Origin of the sequence: Lysobacter spongiicola DSM 21749 (genome assembly GCF_900167055.1) — a bacterium.
GTDB classification, from domain to species: Bacteria; Pseudomonadota; Gammaproteobacteria; order Xanthomonadales; family Xanthomonadaceae; genus Novilysobacter; species Novilysobacter spongiicola.
In genome coordinates this window covers 62,953-84,735 of the sequence record NZ_FUXP01000006.1, presented here as the reverse complement: position 1 = coordinate 84,735, position 21,783 = coordinate 62,953, and the positions used below count along the sequence as shown (strand labels likewise).

Annotated in this window: 14 protein-coding genes and 1 pseudogene; 4 read left to right on the top strand and 11 right to left on the bottom strand. The window is 70.0% G+C overall.

The genetic code is table 11. From position 1 onward, the window contains the following. Nucleotides 1-24: 24 nt before the first annotated feature. From B5D37_RS09245 to pilG, 4 genes and pseudogenes are all read right to left on the bottom strand, one after another. Nucleotides 25-2,046 (bottom strand): methyl-accepting chemotaxis protein, encoded by a 2,022-nt coding sequence (locus B5D37_RS09245; protein ID WP_078758446.1) that lies wholly within the window; start codon nucleotides 2,044-2,046, stop codon nucleotides 25-27. Between the two features lie 79 nt (nucleotides 2,047-2,125). Next, nucleotides 2,126-2,668: pseudogene (locus tag B5D37_RS09240) on the bottom strand (chemotaxis protein CheW); the annotation flags it as partial. A 14-nt stretch (nucleotides 2,669-2,682) separates the two neighbouring features. After that, nucleotides 2,683-3,048: a response regulator transcription factor gene (locus B5D37_RS09235; protein WP_078758445.1), complete on the bottom strand. Its 366-nt coding sequence runs from the start codon at nucleotides 3,046-3,048 to the stop codon at nucleotides 2,683-2,685. A gap of 18 nt (nucleotides 3,049-3,066) precedes the next feature. Continuing rightward, nucleotides 3,067-3,465 carry a twitching motility response regulator PilG gene (gene pilG / locus B5D37_RS09230; RefSeq protein ID WP_078758518.1) on the bottom strand — a complete coding sequence of 133 codons (399 nt, stop codon included), beginning with the start codon at nucleotides 3,463-3,465 and terminating at the stop codon, nucleotides 3,067-3,069. Between the two features lie 194 nt (nucleotides 3,466-3,659). Between pilG and gshB the strand changes: the two genes are divergently transcribed. Then, nucleotides 3,660-4,616: a glutathione synthase gene (gene gshB / locus B5D37_RS09225; protein WP_078758444.1), complete on the top strand. Its 957-nt coding sequence runs from the start codon at nucleotides 3,660-3,662 to the stop codon at nucleotides 4,614-4,616. Then, on the top strand, nucleotides 4,613-5,488 hold the full coding sequence (locus tag B5D37_RS09220) for an energy transducer TonB (RefSeq protein ID WP_078758443.1): 876 nt from the start codon (nucleotides 4,613-4,615) through the stop codon (nucleotides 5,486-5,488). Before gshB ends, B5D37_RS09220 begins: the two co-directional genes overlap by 4 nt. 3 nt (nucleotides 5,489-5,491) lie before the next feature. Here B5D37_RS09220 and tsaB read toward each other — a convergent pair whose 3' ends face one another. From tsaB to mrcB, 4 genes are read right to left on the bottom strand one after another with little or no spacing between them, the layout of a single operon-like run. Then, a complete protein-coding gene (gene tsaB, locus B5D37_RS09215) occupies nucleotides 5,492-6,187 on the bottom strand; it encodes a tRNA (adenosine(37)-N6)-threonylcarbamoyltransferase complex dimerization subunit type 1 TsaB (protein WP_078758517.1) in 696 nt (231 codons plus the stop codon). Nucleotides 6,188-6,221: 34 nt separating this feature from the next. After that, nucleotides 6,222-8,297, bottom strand: a complete 2,076-nt coding sequence (gene yoaA / locus B5D37_RS09210; protein ID WP_078758442.1) for a DNA repair helicase YoaA — start codon at nucleotides 8,295-8,297, stop codon at nucleotides 6,222-6,224. A 1-nt stretch (nucleotide 8,298) separates the two neighbouring features. Continuing rightward, a complete protein-coding gene (locus B5D37_RS09205) occupies nucleotides 8,299-8,850 on the bottom strand; it encodes a tetratricopeptide repeat protein (RefSeq protein WP_078758441.1) in 552 nt (183 codons plus the stop codon). Continuing rightward, nucleotides 8,847-11,249 carry a penicillin-binding protein 1B gene (gene mrcB, locus B5D37_RS09200; RefSeq protein ID WP_200809220.1) on the bottom strand — a complete coding sequence of 801 codons (2,403 nt, stop codon included), beginning with the start codon at nucleotides 11,247-11,249 and terminating at the stop codon, nucleotides 8,847-8,849. Before mrcB ends, B5D37_RS09205 begins: the two co-directional genes overlap by 4 nt. 134 nt (nucleotides 11,250-11,383) lie before the next feature. Here mrcB and B5D37_RS09195 point away from each other — a divergent pair, with 134 nt between their 5' ends. After that, nucleotides 11,384-13,492 carry a glycosyltransferase gene (locus B5D37_RS09195; protein ID WP_078758439.1) on the top strand — a complete coding sequence of 703 codons (2,109 nt, stop codon included), beginning with the start codon at nucleotides 11,384-11,386 and terminating at the stop codon, nucleotides 13,490-13,492. Here the strand turns inward: B5D37_RS09195 and B5D37_RS09190 are convergent. After that, complete coding sequence (locus tag B5D37_RS09190) at nucleotides 13,489-14,952, bottom strand: hypothetical protein (protein WP_143814240.1); 1,464 nt, start codon at nucleotides 14,950-14,952, stop codon at nucleotides 13,489-13,491. The two genes, B5D37_RS09195 and B5D37_RS09190, sit on opposite strands and share 4 nt — an antisense overlap. Then, complete coding sequence (locus B5D37_RS09185) at nucleotides 14,952-17,111, bottom strand: RelA/SpoT family protein (protein ID WP_078758437.1); 2,160 nt, start codon at nucleotides 17,109-17,111, stop codon at nucleotides 14,952-14,954. Before B5D37_RS09185 ends, B5D37_RS09190 begins: the two co-directional genes overlap by 1 nt. Before the next feature lie 70 nt (nucleotides 17,112-17,181). Between B5D37_RS09185 and B5D37_RS09180 the strand changes: the two genes are divergently transcribed. Continuing rightward, entirely contained in the window at nucleotides 17,182-17,688 is a 507-nt protein-coding gene (locus B5D37_RS09180; RefSeq protein WP_078758436.1) for a hypothetical protein, read from the top strand. 39 nt (nucleotides 17,689-17,727) lie between these two features. On the opposite strand, the gene hrpA is transcribed toward B5D37_RS09180, so the two are convergent. After that, nucleotides 17,728-21,726: an ATP-dependent RNA helicase HrpA gene (gene hrpA / locus B5D37_RS09175; protein ID WP_078758435.1), complete on the bottom strand. Its 3,999-nt coding sequence runs from the start codon at nucleotides 21,724-21,726 to the stop codon at nucleotides 17,728-17,730. Nucleotides 21,727-21,783 lie beyond the last annotated feature (57 nt).

Sequence of the window (21,783 nt, the reverse complement as noted above, 5' to 3'; positions counted from 1 at the left end):
TCATCACGAGTCCAAATACAGGGGTCAGGCCGGCAGCTTGAAGTCGGCGACCGAACGGCGCAGGTCCGCGGCCAGCTGCGCCAGGTTTCCAATCGACTGCGCGGTCTGGTTGGCGCCCTGGGTAGTCTGCGAGGTGATCTGCTGGATGGTGTTCATCGTCTGGGTGATGTTGGCCGCAGCGCCGGACTGCTGCTGCGCGGCCGACGAGATGCCCTGGATGAGGCCGGACAGGTCAGACGACACCTTTTCGATCTCGCCCAGCGCGGTACCCGCGTCCTCGGCCAACCGTGCACCGGCGACCACTTCCGAGGTCGTCTGCTCCATCGAGCTGACCGCCTCGTTGGTATCGGACTGAATGGTCTGCACCAGCGACTCGATCCGCTTGGTCGCGTTCGAGGAACGTTCCGCGAGGCGCTGCACTTCGTCGGCCACCACTGCGAACCCGCGGCCGGCCTCACCGGCCGAGGCCGCCTGGATGGCCGCGTTCAGCGCCAGGATGTTGGTCTGCTCGGAGATGTCGTTGATCAGTTCAACGATCGAGCCGATTTCCTGGGAGCTTTCACCCAGCCGCTTGATGCGCTTGGAGGTCTCCTGGATCTGGTCACGGATGTTGTCCATGCCCTGGATCGTCTGGCGCACCACGCCGGCACCGGCGGTTGCGATCTGCACCGAGCGCTGCGCCACGTCGGCGGACTCGGCGGAGTTCTTCGACACCTGGTCGATGCTGGCCGCGATCTCGCTGATGCGGTTGGAGGCCGAGGTGATCTCCTGGGCCTGGTGTTCGGCCGCTTCAGCCAGGTGCATGGCGGTGGCCTGGGTCTCCTGCGCGCTGGAGGCGACCTGCACCGAGGTGTCGGTAATGGTCTGCACCAGGCTGCGCAGCTGCTCGACGGCGAAGTTGATGGAGTCCGCGATCGCACCGGTCATGTCCTCGGTCACGGTCGCCTTCACGGTCAGATCGCCTTCCGCGAGCGATCCCATTTCGTCCAGCAGGCGCATGATCGCCTCCTGGTTGCGGTCGTTGAGTTCCTTGGTGGTCTCGTAACGCACCTGCTGCTGCTTGTTGAGGGAGAACAGCAGGCCGACGATGGCCAGCAGCGCGATGGCACCGGAGATGATCGAGATCCACAGGTTGCCCAGGATGCTGCGGTCGCTCAGCGAACCGAAAGCGTTGAACGCGTTGAACAGCGTCTGCCCGGCGGACTCCAGTTCATCCGAACCGGCGGTGATCGCATCGGCCGCGGCCTGCGCGCGGAACAGGTTCTGGGAGGTCGCGAGGATCTGGTCCAGGTCGGCCCGCATCTCCTGCCAGAGCGCATCGGCCTGGTTCAGGGCAGCGAGCGCGCCGGCATTGGTGATCTGGTTGATACCGGCCGCCTCGTCGCCTTCGCGCAGGCCGGCAAGGACGTTGCCGAACACCGCCGCGTCGCGGGCCAGGCCTTCACCGGCGGCCTCGGCACCCGGGCCGCCGGCCTGGATCTCGGTCACCCGGCGCGCCATCGTTCCCGACAGCACCACCTGGCGCAGCGCGTAGTAAACCTGCGACGACGGTGCGCCGCCGGCGGACATCGCGCGAACCACCTCGTCGAGCTGCGCCTGCAGGTCGGGCACGCGGTTGGTGAAGCTCTCGGCGTTGCCGGCCAGGCCCAGCACCGCCTCCTGGCTCGCCAGCACCTGTTCGGCGCTCTTGTCCAACGGCGCCCAGATCGCGGTGACATCGGCGATCGGATCGGCGACGCCCGGGGTCGTGCCGAAATCGGCGTTGAGGTCGGCCACGTTCTGGTCGATCTCGGTCTTGATCTCGCGGAACTCGCCGAAGGCCTCTGCGTCACCACCCACCGCCTCGCGCCCCTGGACGGCCAGTTTCTGCGACAGCACCTGCAGGTCCGATGCGGCGCCGCCGGCGCCGCTCAGGCGGCCCGCCTTCCACGTGGCGTAACCGATGTTCAGGCCGAGGACCAGCACCGCCAGGCCAAGCACGACCAGCCAGGTGTTGACCCCGACGTTGCGGGCCTTGCCTGCGACGGAATTGATTTCAGTGCTCATGTTCAACCTCGGGTGCGTAGCTGGTGCCGGTGCTGCCGGCAGGACGTTCGGTGGCGCGCGCTTCGGGGCGCACGGTATCGGATGCGGCTTGTCTGAATTCAGGGGTGCGGGCCAGCCGCTCCAGGCTGAACACCACCCAGGGCTGGCCGTCGAGCAGATACACCCGGTCGACGAAGTTGGCATAGCGGCCTTCGGCGAGCCCACCGGCGACCTCGGCGGCATCCGCCTGGTCCTGCTCGGTGAAGCTGCGCTGGCCGAACAGTTCGTCGATCAGCACGGCGACGTCGCCGCCGGGCTGGCGCATCAGCAGGATGCGCTGGCCGTCATGCAGCACGGTGCGCTCGCCATCGAGGAACTGCTTGAGGTCGACGATCGGCAGCAGGTTGCCGCGCACGTTCGCCAGGCCGAGCATCCAGCCCTGCGCACCGGGCACGGGCGTGACCTGTGGCAACGGCAGGATCTCGATGACCTGGTCGAATTCCGAGGCCAGCCAGCGGTTGCCGATGCGATAGCCGACGCCGCGCCACAAGCCCGGCGCCTCAAGCTCTTCGGGCAGGCCGGTGACATGGGCCAGGCTGCGACGCTCGTAGTCGACCAGCGCGTCAAAGGGCGAAAGTGCCATTTCCGGGCGCTCGTTCACGGCCCCAGCAGCGCGTTGATGCGATCGATCAGCTCGGCTTCGCGCGGCGGCTTGACGATGTAGTCCTTGGCACCCTGGCGCAGCCCCCAGGCCTTGTCCGTCTCCATGCCCTTGGTGCTGACGATCAGCACCGGGATGGCCTTGGTGTCCTCGCCGCGCGAGAGGGCCCGCGTGGCCTGGAAGCCGTTCATGCCCGGCAGGATCACGTCCATCAGGACCAGGTCCGGCTGTTCCCGGCGGCACATGTCGATGCCGTCCTCGGCGCTGCCGGATGCCAGTACATCGTGCCCGTTGCGCTCCAGCAACTGGGTCAGGACCGCCGTGTCTGTCGGCGAATCCTCGATCAGAAGAATACGTGCCATTGGTGCCCTACCCCCCGGTCAGGCGTTGACGTGCGTGCGTATCGCGTCGAGGAGTTCCTCGCGCGTGAATGGTTTGGTCAGGTACTGCTCGGAACCCACGATCCGTCCGCGGGCCTTGTCGAAGAGGCCGTCCTTGGATGACAGCATGATCACTGGCGTGCTCTTGAACAACTGGTTGTTCTTGATCAGCGCGCAGGTCTGGTAGCCGTCCAGGCGCGGCATCATGATATCCACGAAGATGATCTGTGGCTGCTGGTCGGCGATCTTGGCCAACGCCTCGAAGCCGTCGGTGGCCGTGACCACGGCGCAGCCTTCGCGTTTGAGCAGCGTTTCAGCGGTGCGGCGGATGGTCTTGGAGTCATCGATGACCATGACCCGCAAGCCGTCCAGGCTGCCATTGCGACCCTCGTCCTGCATTTTTTCCATATCCCCTGTTGCGAAGCGCCGACGCGGAATCCCCCGGCGCGTCGCGTAGGCGTCCTTTATTCCAAGCCCGGCGCGCACTGTCAAGCACGCATGTCGCAGCTGCGAACATGAATGCGACAGGGTTCGCGCGGCCGACGCTGGTCCGCCTGCTAACATCGCGGCGTATCCCCCGCCTGCAGCCCGCCATGCCGCTCGATATCGTCGTCGTGATGGATCCGATCGCATCGATCCGGATCGCCAAGGACAGCACCTTCGCGATGCTGCTGGAAGCGCAACGGCGCGGCCACAGGTTGTGGTACGTGGTGCCCGGCGGGCTGTTTTTGCGCGGCGGCGAGGCGGTCGCGCGCATGGCGCCGCTGTCGGTGCGGGACGACCCGGCCGGCTGGTTCGAGCTCGGGGAGGTGGCGCCGATGGCACTGGGGCGCGGCCACGTGGTGCTGATGCGCAAGGACCCGCCGGTGGATGCCGAGTACATCCACGACACCCAGATCCTCGGGCTGGCGCAGCGCGCGGGCGCACTGGTGGTGAACGACCCGCAGGGCCTGCGCGACTACAACGAGAAGCTGGCGGCCCTGTTGTTCCCGGAATGCTGTCCGCCCACCCTGGTGACCCGGGACCCGGCGAGCCTGAAGGCGTTCGTCGCCGAGCACCGGCGCACCGTGCTCAAGCCGCTGGACGGCATGGGCGGGCGCTCCATCTTCCTGGTCGACCACGGCGAGGCCAACAGCAACGTCATCCTGGAGACCCTGACCCAGGGCGGCACCAGCCTGGCGATGGCGCAGCGGTTCCTGCCGGAGATCAGCGAGGGCGACAAGCGCATCCTGCTGGTCGATGGCGAGCCGGTGGACTACTGTCTGGCCCGGATCCCGCAGGGCGACGAATTCCGCGGCAACCTCGCCGTCGGGGGGCGCGGCGAGGCAAGGCCGCTCAGCGAACGCGATCGCTGGATCGCCGCCCGGGTCGGGCCGGAGATGAAGCGCCGGGGCATGGTGCTGGTGGGCCTGGACGTGATCGGCGACTACCTCACCGAGGTCAACGTCACCAGCCCGACCTGCATCCGCGAGATCGATGCGCAGTTCGGCCTCAACATCAGTTCGGGCCTGTTCGACGCGATCGAGGCGCGCGCGGCGACCGCGGCATGAGCGCCATCGCGAGGCAGCCGGTCGAGATCGGCGAGGGCCAGCGGCTGGGCGCGACGATGACGCTCTCGCTGCTGGTGCATGGGGTGCTGCTGCTCGGGTTCGGATTTGCGCTGGAACGCGCCGCCCCGGTGATGCCGACGCTGGATGTGATCCTGACCCAGACCACCAGCACACTGACGCCGGAGCAGGCGGACTTCCTGGCCCAGGCCAACAACCAGGGCGGTGGCGAGCAGGAGGCCACCACGCGCCCTCGCGAGAGCCAGTCCGGACCACTGCCGCAGGCCGCACGCGGCATGGCGCCAAGGGAACTGCGCGCGCAGTCGCCGGCACCCCAGCCTCCCCCGCGCGAGCGCGTGGTGACCAGCCTGCGTGGCGAGACGGCCACGCCGACCGCCCTGGCGACACCGCAACGCTCCGAGCGGCCGCTGCCACCGGGGCGCGAAAAAATCGACCATGACATGGAGATGGCGCGGCTCGCCGCCGAGATCCACCTGCGCTCGGAAGCCTATGCCAAGCGCCCCAGCCGGAAGTTCGTCTCGGCCAGCACCACCGAATACGCCTGGGCCGGCTACCTGCGCGAATGGGTGGACCGTGCCGAGCGGGTCGGCAACCTCAACTACCCCGATGAAGCCCGGCGCCGGAAGCTGGCCGGGCAAGTGGTCATCAGCGTCGCCATCCGCCGCGATGGCAGCGTCGAGGATGCCCGGATCGTCGAGTCCAGCGGCATCCCGCTGCTGGATGCCTCGGCGTTGCGCATCGCGCAACTGGCCGAGCCTTACCCGCCGCTGCCGCAGACCGAAGAGGACCCGGACATCCTGCACGTGACGCGGACCTGGGCGTTCCTGGCCGGCGGCAGCATGCTGGACCGCTGAGGCCTAGCGACGCGCGTCGCGGAGTTCCTGCTGTTGTCGCGAAGTCAGGGCGACGTTGTTGCGCAGGTAGGCAGGTTCCACCGCTTCGGGGGCGACCGCCGCACCCTGTCGATAAGCCGCGGCCGCCAGGCGCGCGAGGTCACCGGCACGTGGCAGGGCCTGCTCGTCCACCGTCGACAGTTGCCCGGCGAGCCGCTTGCACAACGCGCCGTCCACGGCGGCAAAGCCGGTCCCTACCCCGTTCCATTGCCCTTCGGGGATTTGCAGTCCATCCGGGGCACCCACCGTCTCCTCGCCCAGTGCATGCGCGCCCGTGCCGGTGAGTTCGAAAGTTCCCGCGTAAACCTCTCCCATCCGGGCATCGATGGCCGCGAGGACCCGCCCACCCGCCGATGCGCGCATCGCCAGTACCGCCAGCGTCGATACCGGCACGATCGGCCGGCCCAGTGCCAGCGCAATGCCCTGCCCGATGGCGATCGCCAGCCTGACCCCGGTGAAGGCGCCGGGGCCGCGACCGACGGCGATGGCATCCAGTTGGCCGCGCGCGATGCCGGCTTCGGCCAGCAGTTCCCCGGCCCACGGCAGGGCCAGCTCCGCATGCCTGCGCGGGGCCACCTCGAAACGCTCGATCACCTCGCCGTCGACCCACAACGCCACCGAACAGGCTTCGGTCGCCAGCTCGAAGGCCAGCAGCCTCAGCTTGTCGCCATTCCCGACCGGCCGCTCTCCCGGGCTATCCATGGACGCTGCTTTCCTGCGGAACCAAGGACGCCGATTCTCGCTCGAAAAAGGCCTGGACGTCCTCGATGCTGCGCGTGCGCGGCAGTGGCGGGAGCGAGTCGATGAACACCCTGCCGTAGCTCTTGGAGGTCAGGCGCGGGTCGCACAGCACCAGCACGCCGGTATCGGTCTCGCTGCGGATCAGCCGGCCGGCGCCCTGTTTGAGCGCAATCACCGCCTGCGGCAACTGCTCGTCTCGGAAGGGATTCCCGCCGCCGCGACGGATCGCCTCGAGCCTGGCCTCGAAGACCGGATCGTCGGGGGCCGCGAACGGCAGCTTGTCGATGACCACCACGCTCAGCGCACTGCCTGCCACGTCAACCCCCTCGCGAAAGCTGGCCGCCCCCAGCAACACCCCGTTGCCGGACGCTCGGAAGCGTTCCAGCAACAATGAACGTGGCGCCTCGCCCTGTACGAACAGGGGCCACGGGCCATCGCGCAGCAGGACGGCGGCCTCGCGCAACGCGCGATGCGAGGCGAACAGCACGAATGCGCGGCCACCCGAAGCGCGCAGTACCGGCTCGATGGCAGCGACGATCGAAGCGGTGTAGTCGCGCGACGCCGGCTCGGGCAGTCCGGGCGGCTGGTAGCACAGCGCCTGGCGCGGCCAGTCGAAGGGGCTGGGCGCCAGCAGCGTGGTCGGTTCGGCCAGCCCGAGCTTGATCGCGTAGTGCTCGAATCGCCCCCCGATGGCCAGGGTCGCGGAGGTGAATACCCACGCCGCCTGCGATCGGGCGCGGTGCCGGGCGAGCGGTCCGGCGACATCCAGCGGTGTCCGGCTGAGGCGGAAGCCACGCGCGGTCAGTTCGTACCAGAGCACGCTCGGTGCATCGTCGTCACCCAGCGGCCCCCGATCGTCGTCCTCTACCGGCTCCGCATCCCCATCGAGATCGGCATCGTGGCTGGCAGCGCCGTCCCCGGCCGCCTCATCGTCCGCGCCCTCGTCGCGCCAGCGCAGCAGGCGCATCTCGAACTCGCGCGCACGTGCGGTACAGCCATCGAATCCCGGTGCGGCCTCGCGCAGCGGCAACAGGGCCGCGTGCAGCTGGCGCAGGGCCTCCAGCAATACGTCGAGCGCCTGCTCGGCATTGTCATCCTCGGCCGCCCGGCGACGGGTGCCGCGCACCGGCAGTTCGTCCATGGCGGCACGCAGCCCGCGCACCGCCTGCTCCAGCTGGCGACAGGGTTCCTGCAACACCGCCAGCGCACCGGGCGCCTGGCGGCATTCCGCCAGGGCATCCCGCGCCAGCTCGACCAGCGGCCGCGCACTCAGCGCCTCGCCGAAGAACTGGGCCGCCAGCTCCGGCAACTGATGGGCCTCGTCGACCACGAAGGCCTGCGCGCCAGGCAGGATCTCGCCGAACCCTTCCTGCTTCAGCGCCAGGTCGGCCAGCAACAGGTGGTGGTTGACCACCACCAAGTCCGCCGACTGCGCCCGTTGGCGCGCCTGCACCACGAAACACTCCGAGAAGAACGGGCACTCGCTGCCCAGGCAGTTGTCGGCGGTCGATGTGACCATCGGTACCAGCGGTGAATCGTCCGGCAGCGTCTCCAGCTCTGCCAGGTCGCCCATGCGGGTGCGCCCCGCCCACGCCACGATCCGCTGGAACTGCGCGGCCATGTCACGGCTGTGGAAGCGCGGCTCGCCCTTGGCCTGCTGCAGCCGGTAGTGGCAGAGGTAGTTCGCCCGCCCCTTGAGCAGGGCCGTCTTCAGGCCGATGCCGAGCGCATCGCGCACGCGTGGCAGGTCGCGGTGGTAGAGCTGGTCCTGGAGCGCTCGCGTGCCTGTGGAGACGATCGTCTTGAGCCCCGAGAGGATCGCGGGAACCAGGTAGGCGAAGGTCTTGCCGGTGCCGGTACCGGCCTCGGCCAGCAGCACGCCACGGCTGTCGAATGCGGCGGCCACGGCCGCGGCCAGGTCCTGCTGGGCCACGCGCGGGGCGAAGGCGGCGATGTTGCGCGCCAGGTCCCCGCCCTCGTCCAATGCCGCACGGCTGGCATTGCCCAGCCGGGTACCCGCCTCGCCCATCTCAGTAACGTACGGGGGCGGAGACGGTGCACGCATCGCGCCGGGCACGCGCATCGACGGCCTCGGCGGGTGTCGCCGCCGTGCCCGCGACCGGGTCGACGACGGCCGGCCGCGTCGCCTCCATCACCTGGGCCAGCGTCTCCCAGTGGCGGCGGCATTGCGGGCCGGCACCGGTGCCGGACACCGTCAGCCGGCGTGCAAGTTGTTCTGCAGCCTCCAGATCGCCCAGCAGCAGGGCCGCTTCCGCGCGCTCCTGCAACAGCCCGGCGTCGTCGGGACGCAGGGCCAGCGCCGCATCCAGCGCCTGCGCAGCCTCTTCGTAGCGGCCTTGCTGCTCGAGCGTGCGCGCGTCTTCCCGCAGGTCGGCGACCCCCGGGTCCGCCACCGGCGTCACCACCAGTTCCGAACCGCTGGGCCGGCCAGCCGCGCGAATGGCCGTCACCGCGCCGACAGGGTCGAAACCCGGCGCCATGGATGTGGTGGTCTGCGGCGCCGATGCGCAAGCCGCGAGCAGCACGGCCGGCAGCAGCATGGCCGGAACGCGCGGGTTCATTGGGCACCTCCATCGGTAGATCTGGGTTGCTCCGTCGGCTGATCGCCTCCACCGCGACGGAACCAGTCCAGCCAGCTGCGCCCTTCATCGGCGGGATCCACCTCCGGCTCGGGCGGCTGGCAACTGGCGTAGGGCGGAGCGAAACCTGAAACGAAGGCGAACCTGCGCGCACCGGCGCAACCCGCATCACTCGAATTGGAGCCGACCACCCACTGCCAGTCCAGCCCTTCGCTCCCGACTTCCAGCGGCGCCGAGGGCATCCGCTTGAACAGCCGCGACCATACCCGCATGCCGCCGGTGGAGCCGTACAGGCCGGTGGGTTCGTTCTGGTCGTTGCCGACCCAGACCACCGCGAGATGGTCGCCGGTGTATCCGGCGAACCAGCTGTCGCGGCTGTCGTTGCTGGTGCCGGTCTTGCCCGCCGGGTTCAGCGAAGCCAGGCCGTCCGCAATGAGCTGGCGTCCGGTACCGCCGGTCACCGCCTGCTGCAGGGCGATCGTCACCAGCCGGGCGGCGATCGCGTCGCCTTCCTGCGCCGGCGCCGGCTGGGTGTCGTAGCGGTTCAGCGCCCGGCCCTCCACGTCCAGCACGCCGCGGACCGCACGCAATGGCTGGATCTCGCCTCCGGACGCCAGGAACTGGTAAAGCTGGGCCATCGCATAGGGGCTCTGGTCAAGGGAGCCCAGGATCAGCGAAGGATTGGCGGGTGCCTCGATGCCCGCCAGCGTGCGCAGCAGGTCGGCAATCCTGCGCGGATCCACCTGCATGCCGACCCGCACCGTGGCCTGGTTGTACGAGCGGGCGAGCGCGTCGATCAGCCGCACCGTGCCGTGGCTGCGTCCGTCCGAGTTCCCCGGTGCCCAGCGCTTGCCATTGGGCAGGGCGATCTCCACCGGCGAGTCGTCGACCCAGCTCGCCAGCGACCACTCACCCGGCTGGGCCAGCGCGAGCAGGTAGACGAACGGCTTCAGCAGCGAGCCCACCGGCCGCTGGGCCTCGATCGCCCGGTTGAAGCCTGGGGTATCGGGCGTGCCGCTGCCCACCACCGCCAGGACTTCGCCGCGGTGAACGTCGGTCAGGACCAGGCCCGCTTCCAGCGCCGGGCGCTTATCCGAGGCGAGGTCGCCAAGGGTGCCGGTGACGGCGCTTTCGGCATAGGCCTGGGCCGAGGGCGCCATGCCGGTCATGACGCTCAGGCCGGCACCGGCGAGCGCGTCGGCCGGGTAGTCCGCGGCGAGCTGCCGACGCACCAGGTCGACATAGGCGGGGAACCGGTTGGCGGCGACGCTGCCGGGCGTGCTGGTCACCCCCAGCGGTGCCGCGACTGCACGCTTGTACTCGGCATCGTCGATCAGCCCGGTCTCGTGCATCTCGCCCAGCACGAAGTTCCGCCGCTCCGTGGCCCGCTCCGGGTGGCGGCGCGGGTCGTACGCCGAAGGCCCGCGGACGATGCCGACCAGCAGCGCGATCTGCTCCGTGCTGAGGTCCGCGAGGTCCCGGCCGAACCAGAATTCCGATGCGGCGGCGACGCCATGGATCGCCTGCGCCCCGCGCTGGCCGAGGTACACCTGGTTGAAATAGGCCTCCAGGATCACCTGCTTGTCGTAGCGCGCTTCGATCAGCAGCGCATAGATGGCTTCGTTGAATTTGCGGGTATAGGTCTGTTCACGCCCGATGCCGAGCAGGCCGCTTCGGGCCAGCTGCTGGGTGAGGGTACTCGCGCCCTGGCGTTTTTCGCCGGAGCGCAGGTTCACCCAGGCGGCGCGCATGATGCCGGACAGGTCGATGCCGTGGTGGTGCGCGAAATCGCGATCCTCCACCGCCTGCAGGCCGGTCACCAGCAACTCCGGGACCTCGTCCAGCTGCACCAGCCGGCGCTCTTCCTGCTTCTGGCCGTAGAGGGTGGCGATGCGGGCCGGGTCCAGGCGCGCGGCCGGGATGTCCTCGCCGGCGGCGGCGTCGCGAAGACGCCCGACCCGCCCGCCAGACAGCGCCACCTCCAGCCGGCGCGGCGCCACCGCGCCGTCGACGTCGTTGAAGCCCCGGCTGGAAATCAGCCAGTTGCGCCCGTCCCTGGCATAGGTCCCGGAGCGGGTGCCGTTGCCCTCGTGGTAGCCGGCCGCGTCGAGCTCGGTCTTCAGCGTGTCGGCATCGATCGCCAGGCCCGGTACCAGCTCGAGCGGCCGTCCGTAGACCCGGGTCGGCAGTTGCCAGCGCAACTGGTCGAACCGTGCGCCGACCTCATGGTTGAGGTAGAGCGAGTACGGCACCAGGAAACCCAGTGCGAGGCCGATGAGCGCCAAGGTCCAGGTGACGAGGCGGCGACGCCAGCGGGGACTGCCTTCCTCGGTGGCGTTGAAGTTGTCGTCGTGGTCGATTCGGGGCACGGCATGGGACAATGACAGGGCTCGGCCCTCGTGGACCCGAGTCTAACGCAGCAGCAGAGGCCGTCCGCGTCCGCTCCTTCGGTCGGATTGGGCGGCAGTTCAAGTTCAGCGGTGCCACCCGGCACCCCCACCGGAGCTATCGAAGCATGCCGATATCCCCGGCAGACCTGCGGTTCCTGCTCGACCGTGGCGCCGGCCTGCTGCGTCGCGCGTTGAGCAGCCTACGCACGCGCGGCTGGCGCGGGAGCTGGGAGCGGTTGTCGCGCCACCTCGCGCGCGTCCCCGGCACCGACCGTACGACGCTCTACATGCCGGCGCAGGCGCCGTTCGAGCCCTTCGCACTGCCTTCGTCCAGGGCACCGCAGGCCAGCATCGTCATCCCGGTCTACGGCCAGTTCGCCCACACCTTGTCCTGCCTGCGCGCGCTCGCGGAGCACCCGCCGGCGGTGCCGGTGGAGGTGATCGTCGTAGATGACGGCAGCGGCGACGAAACCGGCGAGGCCTTGCCGGCACTGCAAGGCCTGCGCTACCACCGCCGCGATACCAACGGCGGGTTCATCGCCGCCTGCAACGACGGCCTCGCGCTGGCCCACGGCGAATACGTGGTGTTCCTCAACAACGACACCGTGCCGCAACCCGGGTGGCTGGAGGCGCTGCTGGACACGTTCGGCGACCATCCCGGCACCGGGTTGGCGGGCGCACAACTGCTGTACCCGGACGGACGGCTGCAGGAAGCCGGCGGCGTGGTGCGCAGCGACGGTTCGGCGGAGAAGCTCGGGCGCTTGCAGGCTGCCGCGCACCCGGCCTTCGGTTTCGTGCGACGCGTGGATTACTGCTCGGGGGCGGCGCTGGCGGCGCCACGCGCACTGCTGGTCGATCTGGGCGGCTTCGACGAAAGCTATTCGCCCGCGTTCTACGAAGACACGGACCTGGCAATGCGGGTGCGCGCACGCGGGCTGGAGGTGCTGTGCCAGCCGGCTTCGCGGGTGGTGCATGTCGAAGGTGCAACCGCGGGCACCGACACCCGGCGCGGCGTGAAGGCCTACCAGGTCCGCAACCAGGCGCACTTCCAGTCGCGATGGGCGCAGGCACTGGCCGGCCATCCGGGGCATTCAGCACCGGCGGCCTCATTGACCGACAGGCTCTATGCGAAGACGGTGCTGCTGGTCGATGCGCTGACGCCCAGGCCCGACCGCGACTCCGGCTCGCTGCGGCTGGTCAACCTGATGCGCCTGCTGATCGAAGAAGGCGCGCACGTGGTGTTCGTACCGGCCGATCGCCGTCACGACGGCGCCCATACCGAAGCGCTGCAGCACCTCGGCGTGGAGGTCTGGCACGCGCCCTACATGCCCGCGATGCCGGCCTGGCTGCGGGTGCACGGCCACCGCTTCGACAGCGTGGTGGTGTGCCGGCACTATGTGATGCGCGAGATGCTGCCGCTGCTGCGGCGCCACGCGCCCCGGGCACGACTGGTGTTCGACACCGTCGACCTGCACTACCTGCGCGAGGCACGGGGTGCCCGGGTGTCCGGCGATGCCGCCATGGCGAAGGCGGCGGCACGGACCCGGGAACTGGAGCTGGATGTCATCCGCCGCAGCGACGCCACCCTGGTGGTCAGCGCGACCGAGCGCGAGTTGCTCGCCACCGACGCCCCCGCCGCCCGGGTCGAGGTGCTGTCCAACCTCCACCGCGTCCCGGATAGCGGCCCCGGCCCCGAGGGCCGCCGTGACGTAATGTTCGTCGGCGGCTTCCGCCATCCACCGAATGTCGATGCCGTGCAGTGGTTCGTGGAGCACGTCTGGCCGCTGGTGGTCGCGCAAGCGCCGGAGATGCGCTTCCACTGCGTCGGCGGGGATGCGCCCGCCGAAATCCTTGCGTTGTCGAAGCACCACGGCGTGGTGGTGCACGGGCACGTACCCGACCTCGCCACCTTGTTCCGCAGCACCCGGCTCGCAGTCGCACCCTTGCGCTACGGGGCAGGGGTCAAGGGCAAGGTGAACCAGAGCATGGCCCACGGCCAGCCGGTCGTGGCTACCTCCTGCGCGGTGGAAGGCATGCACCTGCAGCACGATCGCGACGTGCTGGTGGCCGACGATCCGACCGACTTCGCCGATGCGGTCCTGCGGCTGCACGCGGACGACGACCTGTGGCGACGCCTGGCGGAACACGGCCGCGAGAACGTCGCCCGCCACTTCTCGCTGGATGCGGGACGCCACGTGGTGCGGCGCGTATTGATGGGGCTCGACGGGAGCTAGCGGACCGCCCGGGATGCGGTGCCCACGCGCTCGCCGAATGCGTCGAGTCCGGGGGCGGCCGGGTCCAGCGCGCGGGCCGTATCGAGCGCCCGCCGCGCGACCGCCAGCTCGCCCGCACCCAGCCGCTCGTCACCCACGGCGATCCAGCGCTGCGCCAGGCGCCGCCGCGCCGCCCGCACGGTGTTCGGATCGACCTCAAGTTGCCCATATGCATCCAGGCATTCGCCGGCACTGGCCAGCCGGTTGTCGCGCAATGCGTCTTCGAAGCACTGCCGCGCCTGCGGCAGCAGTCTGGCCGCGAACGTGCGGACCGGCGATGCATCCGGCGCCAGCGCACGTGCCTGCCGCCAGTGGTCGTAGGCGCTGGCGCCGGGTGGAGCAAAGATGTTTCCGCGGGCTTCGGCCGCGGTCGCCGCCTCCATGATGCCCTCCAGTCGCAGCGCCCCCCGGGGCTGTCCGGTCGCCTGGGCGAGGCGCGCCCCCGCGAGATGCCTGCGCGCCGCCACCACCGCCGGAGCATCCGGGGCGATCGCCTGTGCCTCCAGCAGGTCCGCCCTGGCCGGGACGAAACGCATGTCGGTGGCGTAGCGTTCGCTTCGCGCCGCGTAGGCGTTCGCCACTTCGATCCGGCCTCGGGCGGCATGCAGGTCGAGCGGGTCGACCCGCTCGACCACCTGGTACCCCTCCAGCGCCCGCGACAATTGTCCTTCGGACAGGTCCGCATCGGCACGGCCCAGCCGGTCCTCGGTGGCATCGGCCAGCACGGCCAACAGGCGTGGCAGGTCGACATGGCCACCGTCCACTTCCCGGACCCGCCGCACCAGTGCCTCGGCCTCGGCCAGGCGACCGGCTTCCAGATGACCCGAAGCGCTCTGCAGGAGGTCCGACAGTGTGTCTTCGCGCCCTTCCAATGCAGGAGTGTGGTTCGGATAGGCCTCCAGCACCCGCAGATAGAGTGGCAAAGCGGCATCCGGGGCGCCGTCCAGCCGGCCTTCGATACGCGCGCGGTGCGCGCCCGCCAGCAAGGCTTCCAGGCGGGCGCTGTCCGGCCGCCCCCGCCGCAGTTCCCGCTCCAGCGCCTGGACGTCCGCGCGCGGCACCGCCAGCTCGCGGGCGAGGGCCAGCGCCTTCCGGGCATCGTCGTCACGTCCGTTCGCGAGGGCCACGCGTGCCTGCTCCAGCGCGGCCCGACCGACCGAAGCCAGCCCCTCCCGGGCACCCGCCCGGTCGGGATCGAGGGCCAGCGCGGCCGCATACAGTTCACGCGCGCCACGGCCATCCTCGCGGGTGAGCTCCCCGCGCCGCAGCGCCTGTTCGGCCTCCGACTGCAATCGCTCCAGGCGGGTGTCGGGCCACAGCCAGTGCGACAGCGGCTCCCGGGCGAGCAGCAGGCCCACCAACCCACCCGCGCCCAGCGCGATCGCGAGCGCGACGCGCCATCGAGGCAGCGCCACCGGCATCAGGCGCGCCTCACCCGCTCGACACCCGGCTGGGCCGCCAGCTTGCCCAGCAGTTGTGACAGCTCCCCGAAATCCGAGACCCGCAGCCGCATTCGCAGCCGGACCCGACCGCCCTCCTGCCCGCTTTCGCCATGGATGCCGGTGGTTTGCACGTTGGCCTGGGCAATGACATTGGTGATCTCTTTCAACAGCCATTTGCGGTCGACGGCGATCAGCTCCACGTCTACTTCGTAACCCTTCGCCGGCCGGCCCCACTCGACCGGCAGTGCGCGCTGCGGCTGGGCCGCCGCCAGGCGCTGGAAGGTCCTGCAGCCGTCGCGGTGCACGGTCACGCCGCGGCCGCGGGTGAGGTAGCCGGTGATCGCTTCGCCGGGAACCGGTTGGCAGCAGCGCGCCAGTTGCACCAGCAGGTTGCCGACGCCCTCGACGGTGAAGTCGCCCTGCTTGCGCGGTGGTTTCGACCGCGGTGCCGCGCGCGGCGCCTCCACCGCCGCCGGTGCGCGCTCCGCCCGCTCGTGCTCCAGCAGCACCCGCCCAACCTGGTGCGGACCCAGGTCGCCGAGGCCCACCAGCACGTGCAGGTCGCCATCGGTGGCCAGGCTGAAACGCTCGCGTGCCGGCGCCAGGTCCGCACCCAGCAGGCCGAGCCGCCGCAGCTCGCGGTCGAGCAGGTCCTTGCCGGCCGCTTCGTTCCGGCCGCGGTCGAGCTTGTGGAACCAGTTGCGCACCTTCTCCCGGGAGCGGCTGCTGGCGAGGAAGCCATTCGATTGCACCAGCCAGTCTCGTCTAGGCTCGCCGGTCTTGGCGGTCATGATCTCGACCCGGTCCCCGCTCGACAGGCGGTGGTCGAGCGGCACGATGCGCCCGTCGACCTTGGCGCCGCGGCATCGGTGGCCGACCTCGGTGTGGACGCGGTAGGCGAAGTCGAGCGGCGTGGATCCGGCAGGCAGGTCGATGACTTCGCCCTTCGGGGTCAGGACGTAGACCCGGTCCTCCACCAGCTCGGTATCGAGCTCGCCCGCCAGTGCCGCGTCGTCGGCGTCCGCGCCGTCACCGGCCGGCTCCAGCAGCTTGCGCATCCAGGCGATCTTTCGATCGAACGCTGCATCGCCGCCGCTGCCGCCTTCCTTGTACTTCCAGTGTGCCGCCACACCGAGCTCGGCCTGCCGGTGCATCTCCACCGTCCGGATCTGCACCTCCAGCGTCTTGCCCTCGGGGCCGACCACGGCCGTGTGCAGCGAGCGGTAGTCGTTGCGCTTGGGGCGGGCGATGTAGTCGTCGAATTCGCTGGGGATGGGCGCCCAAGCCGCATGCACCACGCCGAGCGCGCCATAGCAGGCGGCGACGTCGTCGACCAGCAACCGCACCGCGCGGAGATCGTAGAGCTCCCCGATCGGCACGCCCTTGCGCTGCATCTTCTTCCAGATGCTGTAGATGTGCTTGGGTCGCCCCGCGATGTCGGCATCGATGCCCTGCGCGGCCATCGCCTCGCGCAGCACCTGTTTGACCTGCTCGATGTAGCGTTCGCGGTCCGCGCGCTTCTCGTCCAGCAGGCGCGCGATCTGGCGATAGGTGTCGGGTTGCAGGTAGCGGAAGGCGAGGTCCTCCAGCTCCCACTTGAGTTGCCAGATGCCGAGCCGGTTGGCCAGGGGCGCGTGGATGTCCCGGGTGAGCGCGGCCAGCCGGCGACGCTGGTCTTCAGGCAGTACCGCCGCCTGCTGCATCCGCGCGAGTTGGCGCGCCAGCAGGATCGGCACCACGCGCATGTCGCGGACGATCGCCAGCAGCAGCCTGCGCAGGCCTTCGCTGCCTCCGCTGCCGCCCTGCTCCTCGTGCAGGGCCCAGACCTGTCCTGCCGCCTGCTGGCCGTCGACCAGCGCGATGATGCCGCGATGGCTCGCCTGGAGATCCTGCGCCACCGCCGCATGCAACCGTGGCCAGCTGTGCAGTACGGCGGCGGCAATGGTGTCGCCGTCGGCCCCCAACCGTTCCAGCGCCCGCAACATCGCCTGGACCACTCCGGGTGCATCACGCGCGTCCGCGGCCACGTCACCTGTAGTGGCAGCCTCCCGCAGGCGGGCCAGCAGCGGTGCGGCGATCGAGGTCGCCGGCGCCTGGCCCAGCAGGGTGCCCGGATCGATAGGCTGCGGCGCACTCATGGCGACGGTGGGTACTTCGGTGACATGGGGAGTGTCTACACTAGCGAGCAACCGACCCGAGGAACAGCGCATGAACTCCAGCTCCCGTGTACTCCGGCTTCGCCCCCTTGTCCTGGCTGCGACGCTGCTGCTCGCTCCGCTGGCGATGGCGCAGGACGGCAACCGCATCGAACAGCAGATGACGGCCGAACAGTTCCGCGCCGCCGGGCTGGACAAGCTGGAAGCGGGCGAACTGGAAATCCTGAATGCCTGGCTCAACCGCACGCTGGTGACGGAGACCGACAAGGCGGCGCGGCAGGCCGAGGACAAGGTCCGCACCGAGAGCCGCGGACTGTTTGGCTCCGGCTCGGACGAACCGATCTCCGCGCGGCTGCAGGGCTCGTTCGAAGGCTTCGCGCAGGGCCGCCGCTATACGCTGGACAACGGACAGGTCTGGCGCCAGGTGGATGGCGCGACACTTCCGGGCGCGAGCATGGAGAGCCCGCAGGTCCGCATCACGCCCAGCCTGATCGGCAGCGCCTGGTACCTGAAGGTCGAGGGCTACAACACCCGCGCCAAGGTCGAGCGCGTCAAGTAACAACACGGCGAGGGCGGGTCCAGCCCACCCCGCCCCTGCTCAACCCTGCAGGCGCGCCAGGCGCGTCGCCAGCTTCTTCGGCGACACGCCCTTGCTGCCAAGTTCCTGGGCGAACATCGAGACCCGCAGCTCCTCGAGCTCCCAGCGGAAGGCGGCCCATTCCGGCGTGTCCGCGTCCCCGCGCGCTGCTGCCGCGTCCAGGGCATCGGAGAATGGCTTGATCTCCAGCATGCGGGCCTGGTCGCGCACCGGGTCGCGCAGCGCGCGCTCACCCCGCAATGCCAGCGCCTTCAGGTAGCGCGGATATTCGCGCAGCGCTGCCGCCGGCACGTCGCGCAGGAAACCGGGCGGCGTCAGCGCCGCCAGTTGTGCCCGCATGTCGTCCAGGTTCGCGGTGGCCCAGCCCATCAGCGGCGACTCCAGCCGCGAACGTGCCTCCGACACCGCCTGCAGGATCGCCTCGGCCTGCTGCAGGCGCTCCATCGCCTCCGGGAAGAGTCGGCGCGACACCTCGTCGCGACGATGATCGAAGGCGGGCCGATCACGAATGTCCCCGAGCCCGTCGCGCACCAGCGCCGAGAACGCGCCATCGACGATGTCGGCACGCAGCCGGTCGCCTTCGCGTTCGCCCTGTCGCGGCGCGGCGGCTTCGATCGCCGCATAGAGCAGCGCCGTCTTCGGCGAGACCGGCAACTGCTTGCGAGCCTGCTTCCGCTTGTCGGCCAGCGCCAGCCACAGCAGCCTGCGCACGCCGCGCGGGTGGTGGTGGGCGGCCGCATCGCGTTCCGCATGGACCTGCAGCGATACGCTATCGCCATCGTCGTGCAATGCCGGGTAGGCCGGCACCCCGGCCGCGCCGGGCACCTGCTCGGGGACCGGCTGCTCAGGGAATTCGGTCAGTCCGCTGCGTCCCATGCCTTCAGCCGCGCGCGAAGCAAAGGCGCGCGCGGCCCGTTCGCCGAATCGTTCGCGCAAATCGTCCAGGTCCCTGGATTCGGCCAGGATGGTGCGGCCGTCGCGGTCGTGCAGGCGAAGGTTGGCACGCAGATGAGGCTCCAGCGCGGCCTCGTCGAAATCGGCGGGTGCCACGGCTGTCCCGGTGACCTTGTGCAGGAAGCGCGCGAGCGTGCCGGTGAAGGCATCCGCCTCCGGCCCGGGGTACGCCTCCTGGAAGGCCCTGGCGAAATCCGGCGCCGGGACGAAGTTCCGCCGCAGGGCCTTGGGTAACGACTTGATCAGCGCGGCCGCCTTGTCGGCCACGAAACCCGGGGCGAGCCAGCTGAGCCGGGCCGGGTCGAGCGCGTTGAGCAGGTGCAACGGCACCGCGACCGTCATGCCATCGTCCGGGGCACCGGGATCGAACCGATACTTCACTGCGAGCCTGGCCTCTCCCAGCTCGATCACCGGCGGGAAGCGATCGGCGTCGGTCTCGTCACCGACCAGCAGGTCCTCCAGCGACCACTCCAGCGACGCCTTTGCCGGTGGTGGCAGCTTGCCGAACCATGCATCCAGCGCCTGCGTGTTGTGGACCTCCGGCGGCAGCCGGTCCAGGTACCAGCGCGCCATCCAGTCCTCGTCCACGACGATGCCGGCGCGGCGCTGCTTGGCCTCCTCCTCGCGGGCTTTTTCCAGCGTGGCGAGATTGCGCTTGAGGAACACGCTGCGGGTGTCGATCTCGCCGGTGACCAGCGCGTCGCGCACGAAGATCGCCCGGCTCTCCTCCGGATACAGGCCGCCGTAGTGCACCGGCCGCTTGGGCGCCAGCACCAGGCCGAACAGGCTGACCTGCTCGCTGCCCAGCACCCGCCCCTGCGAGCGTGACCAGCGCGGGTCGAAGTGGCGACGCGCCAGCAGATGTCCGAGCTCGTCGATCGCCCACTGCGGCTCGATCGATGCGTTGGTCATCGCCCAGACCTTCTCGGTGTCGAGCAGGGTGGCCGACAGCACCCACGGCGGCGGCTTGCGGATCAGCCAGGAACCGGGGAACAGCCCGAATTTGCGCCCGCGCGGACCGTCGTAGACCGCCGGCGGCCTGCGCTCGCCCGGCTTCTTGCCGGTCTTGCCCGCCTTGCCGTCCGCCGGCGGGATCCGGTGCCCGATCTGTGCCGGCAGGCCGGTGATCAGCGCCCGGTGCAGGTTGGCGTAGGCACCCGCATCGAGCTCGTCCAGTACCGGCCCCTGCTGCCAGCCCAGCTCGTCGGCCATCAGCTTGAGCTGGCGGTGCAGCTCGCGCCATTCGCGCATGCGCAGGAAGCCCAGGAAGTTCTTCTCGCACCAGCGCCGCAGTTGCGACTGCGTCGAATCCTCGTGTGCCTGCTGGTAGGCCGCCCACAACTTCAGGATGCCGACGAACTCGGAGGTGTAGTCGACGAACTGGGCGTGGGCATTGTCGGCCGCGGCGCGCTGGTCCGGTGGACGCTCGCGCGGATCCTGGATGCCGAGGAAGGCGGCGATCGCCAGCATCTCGCGCAGGCAACCGCGGGCGTTGGCGGCCACCAGCATGCGGGCCAGCTTGACGTCGATCGGCATGCGCGCCATCAACTTGCCGGTAGCGGTGAGGCTCCGCGCATCCCCGCCTGCCCCCTCGATCGCGCCCAGCTCGGCCAGGTGTTGCCAGCCATCGGCGATGGCACGGGGATCGGGCGGCTCCAGGAACGGAAAGCGTTCGATGTCGCCCAGCCCGAGCGAGAGCATGCGCAGGATCACGCCGGCCAGCGCCGCCCGACGGATCTCCGGATCGGTGTACTCCGGCCGCGACTCGAAATCCTGCTCGCTGTAGAGGCGGTAGCAGGTGCCCTCGGACACGCGCCCGCAGCGGCCCTTGCGCTGGTTGGCGCTGGCCTGGCGGATGGGTTCGATGTGCAGGCGGTCGAGCTTGCCGCGCGGGCTGTAGCGCTTCACCCGCGCCAGCCCGGGATCCACCACGTAGCGGATCCGCGGCACCGTCAGCGAGGTTTCGGCGACATTGGTGGCCAGCACGATGCGCCGCTGCGGCCCCGGGTTGAATACGCGGTCCTGGTCGCGCACCGACAGGCGCGCGTACAGCGGCAGCACCTCGGTATGGCGGTACTTGCGGCGCTCCAGCGCCTGGTGGGCGTCGCGGATCTCGCGCTCGCCCGGCAGGAACACCAGCACGTCGCCACGTGGATCCTCACGGGTGATTTCATCGCAGGCGGCGACGATGCCGTCGTTGACCGTGCGCTCTCCCTCGCGCTCGCCCTCGCCTTCAAGCGGCCGGTAGCGCACCTCGACCGGGAAGCTGCGCCCCTCGACCTGGACCACCGGCGCATCGGAGAAGTGCTCGGCGAAGCGGGCGGTATCGATGGTGGCCGAGGTGACGATGACCTTGAGGTCGCGGCGGCGCGTCAGCAGCTGTTTCAGATAGCCCAGCAGGAAGTCGATGTTGAGGCTGCGCTCGTGCGCCTCGTCGATCAGGATCGTGTCGTACCGCGACAGCCAGCGGTCGGACTGGATCTCCGCCAGCAGGATGCCGTCGGTCATGAACTTGATCGCGGTGTCTTCCCCGGTACTTTCGCTGAAGCGCACCTGGTAGCCGACCGCGCCACCCAGCGGCACCTGCAGCTCCTCGGCCACGCGCTTGGCCACCGCGCGGGCGGCGATGCGCCGGGGCTGGGTGCAGCCGATCATGCCGGCCGCGCCGCGTCCCGCCGCCAGGCACAGCTTGGGGATCTGGGTGGTCTTGCCCGAGCCGGTCTCGCCGGCGATCACCACCACCGGGTGCTTGCGGATGAGCTCGACGATCGTCTCGGCCTCGGCGGCGATAGGCAGCGACGGGTCGACCGGGGCGGCTGGCAGGCGGCCGGCGCGTTCGGTGCGGCGCGCGACCGATGTCGCCACTGCCTGCTCGAACTTGTGCTGCAGTGCCTGGTCATCGGGCTTGTCGCGCCAGCGTGCCCACAACCCCTGCAGGCGGCCGCGATCCCGGCTCAGTCCGCCATCGATCGACCGCCGTGCCTCCTGCAGCGGTGCAGGGACCGCGGCGCGGCGTCGTGACGCCTTCTTAGCGCTGGCAGCCATAGGATCCGTTGATCAGGTGGAAAGAAAAGAACGATTTCAAACTGAAACCCCGCGCGA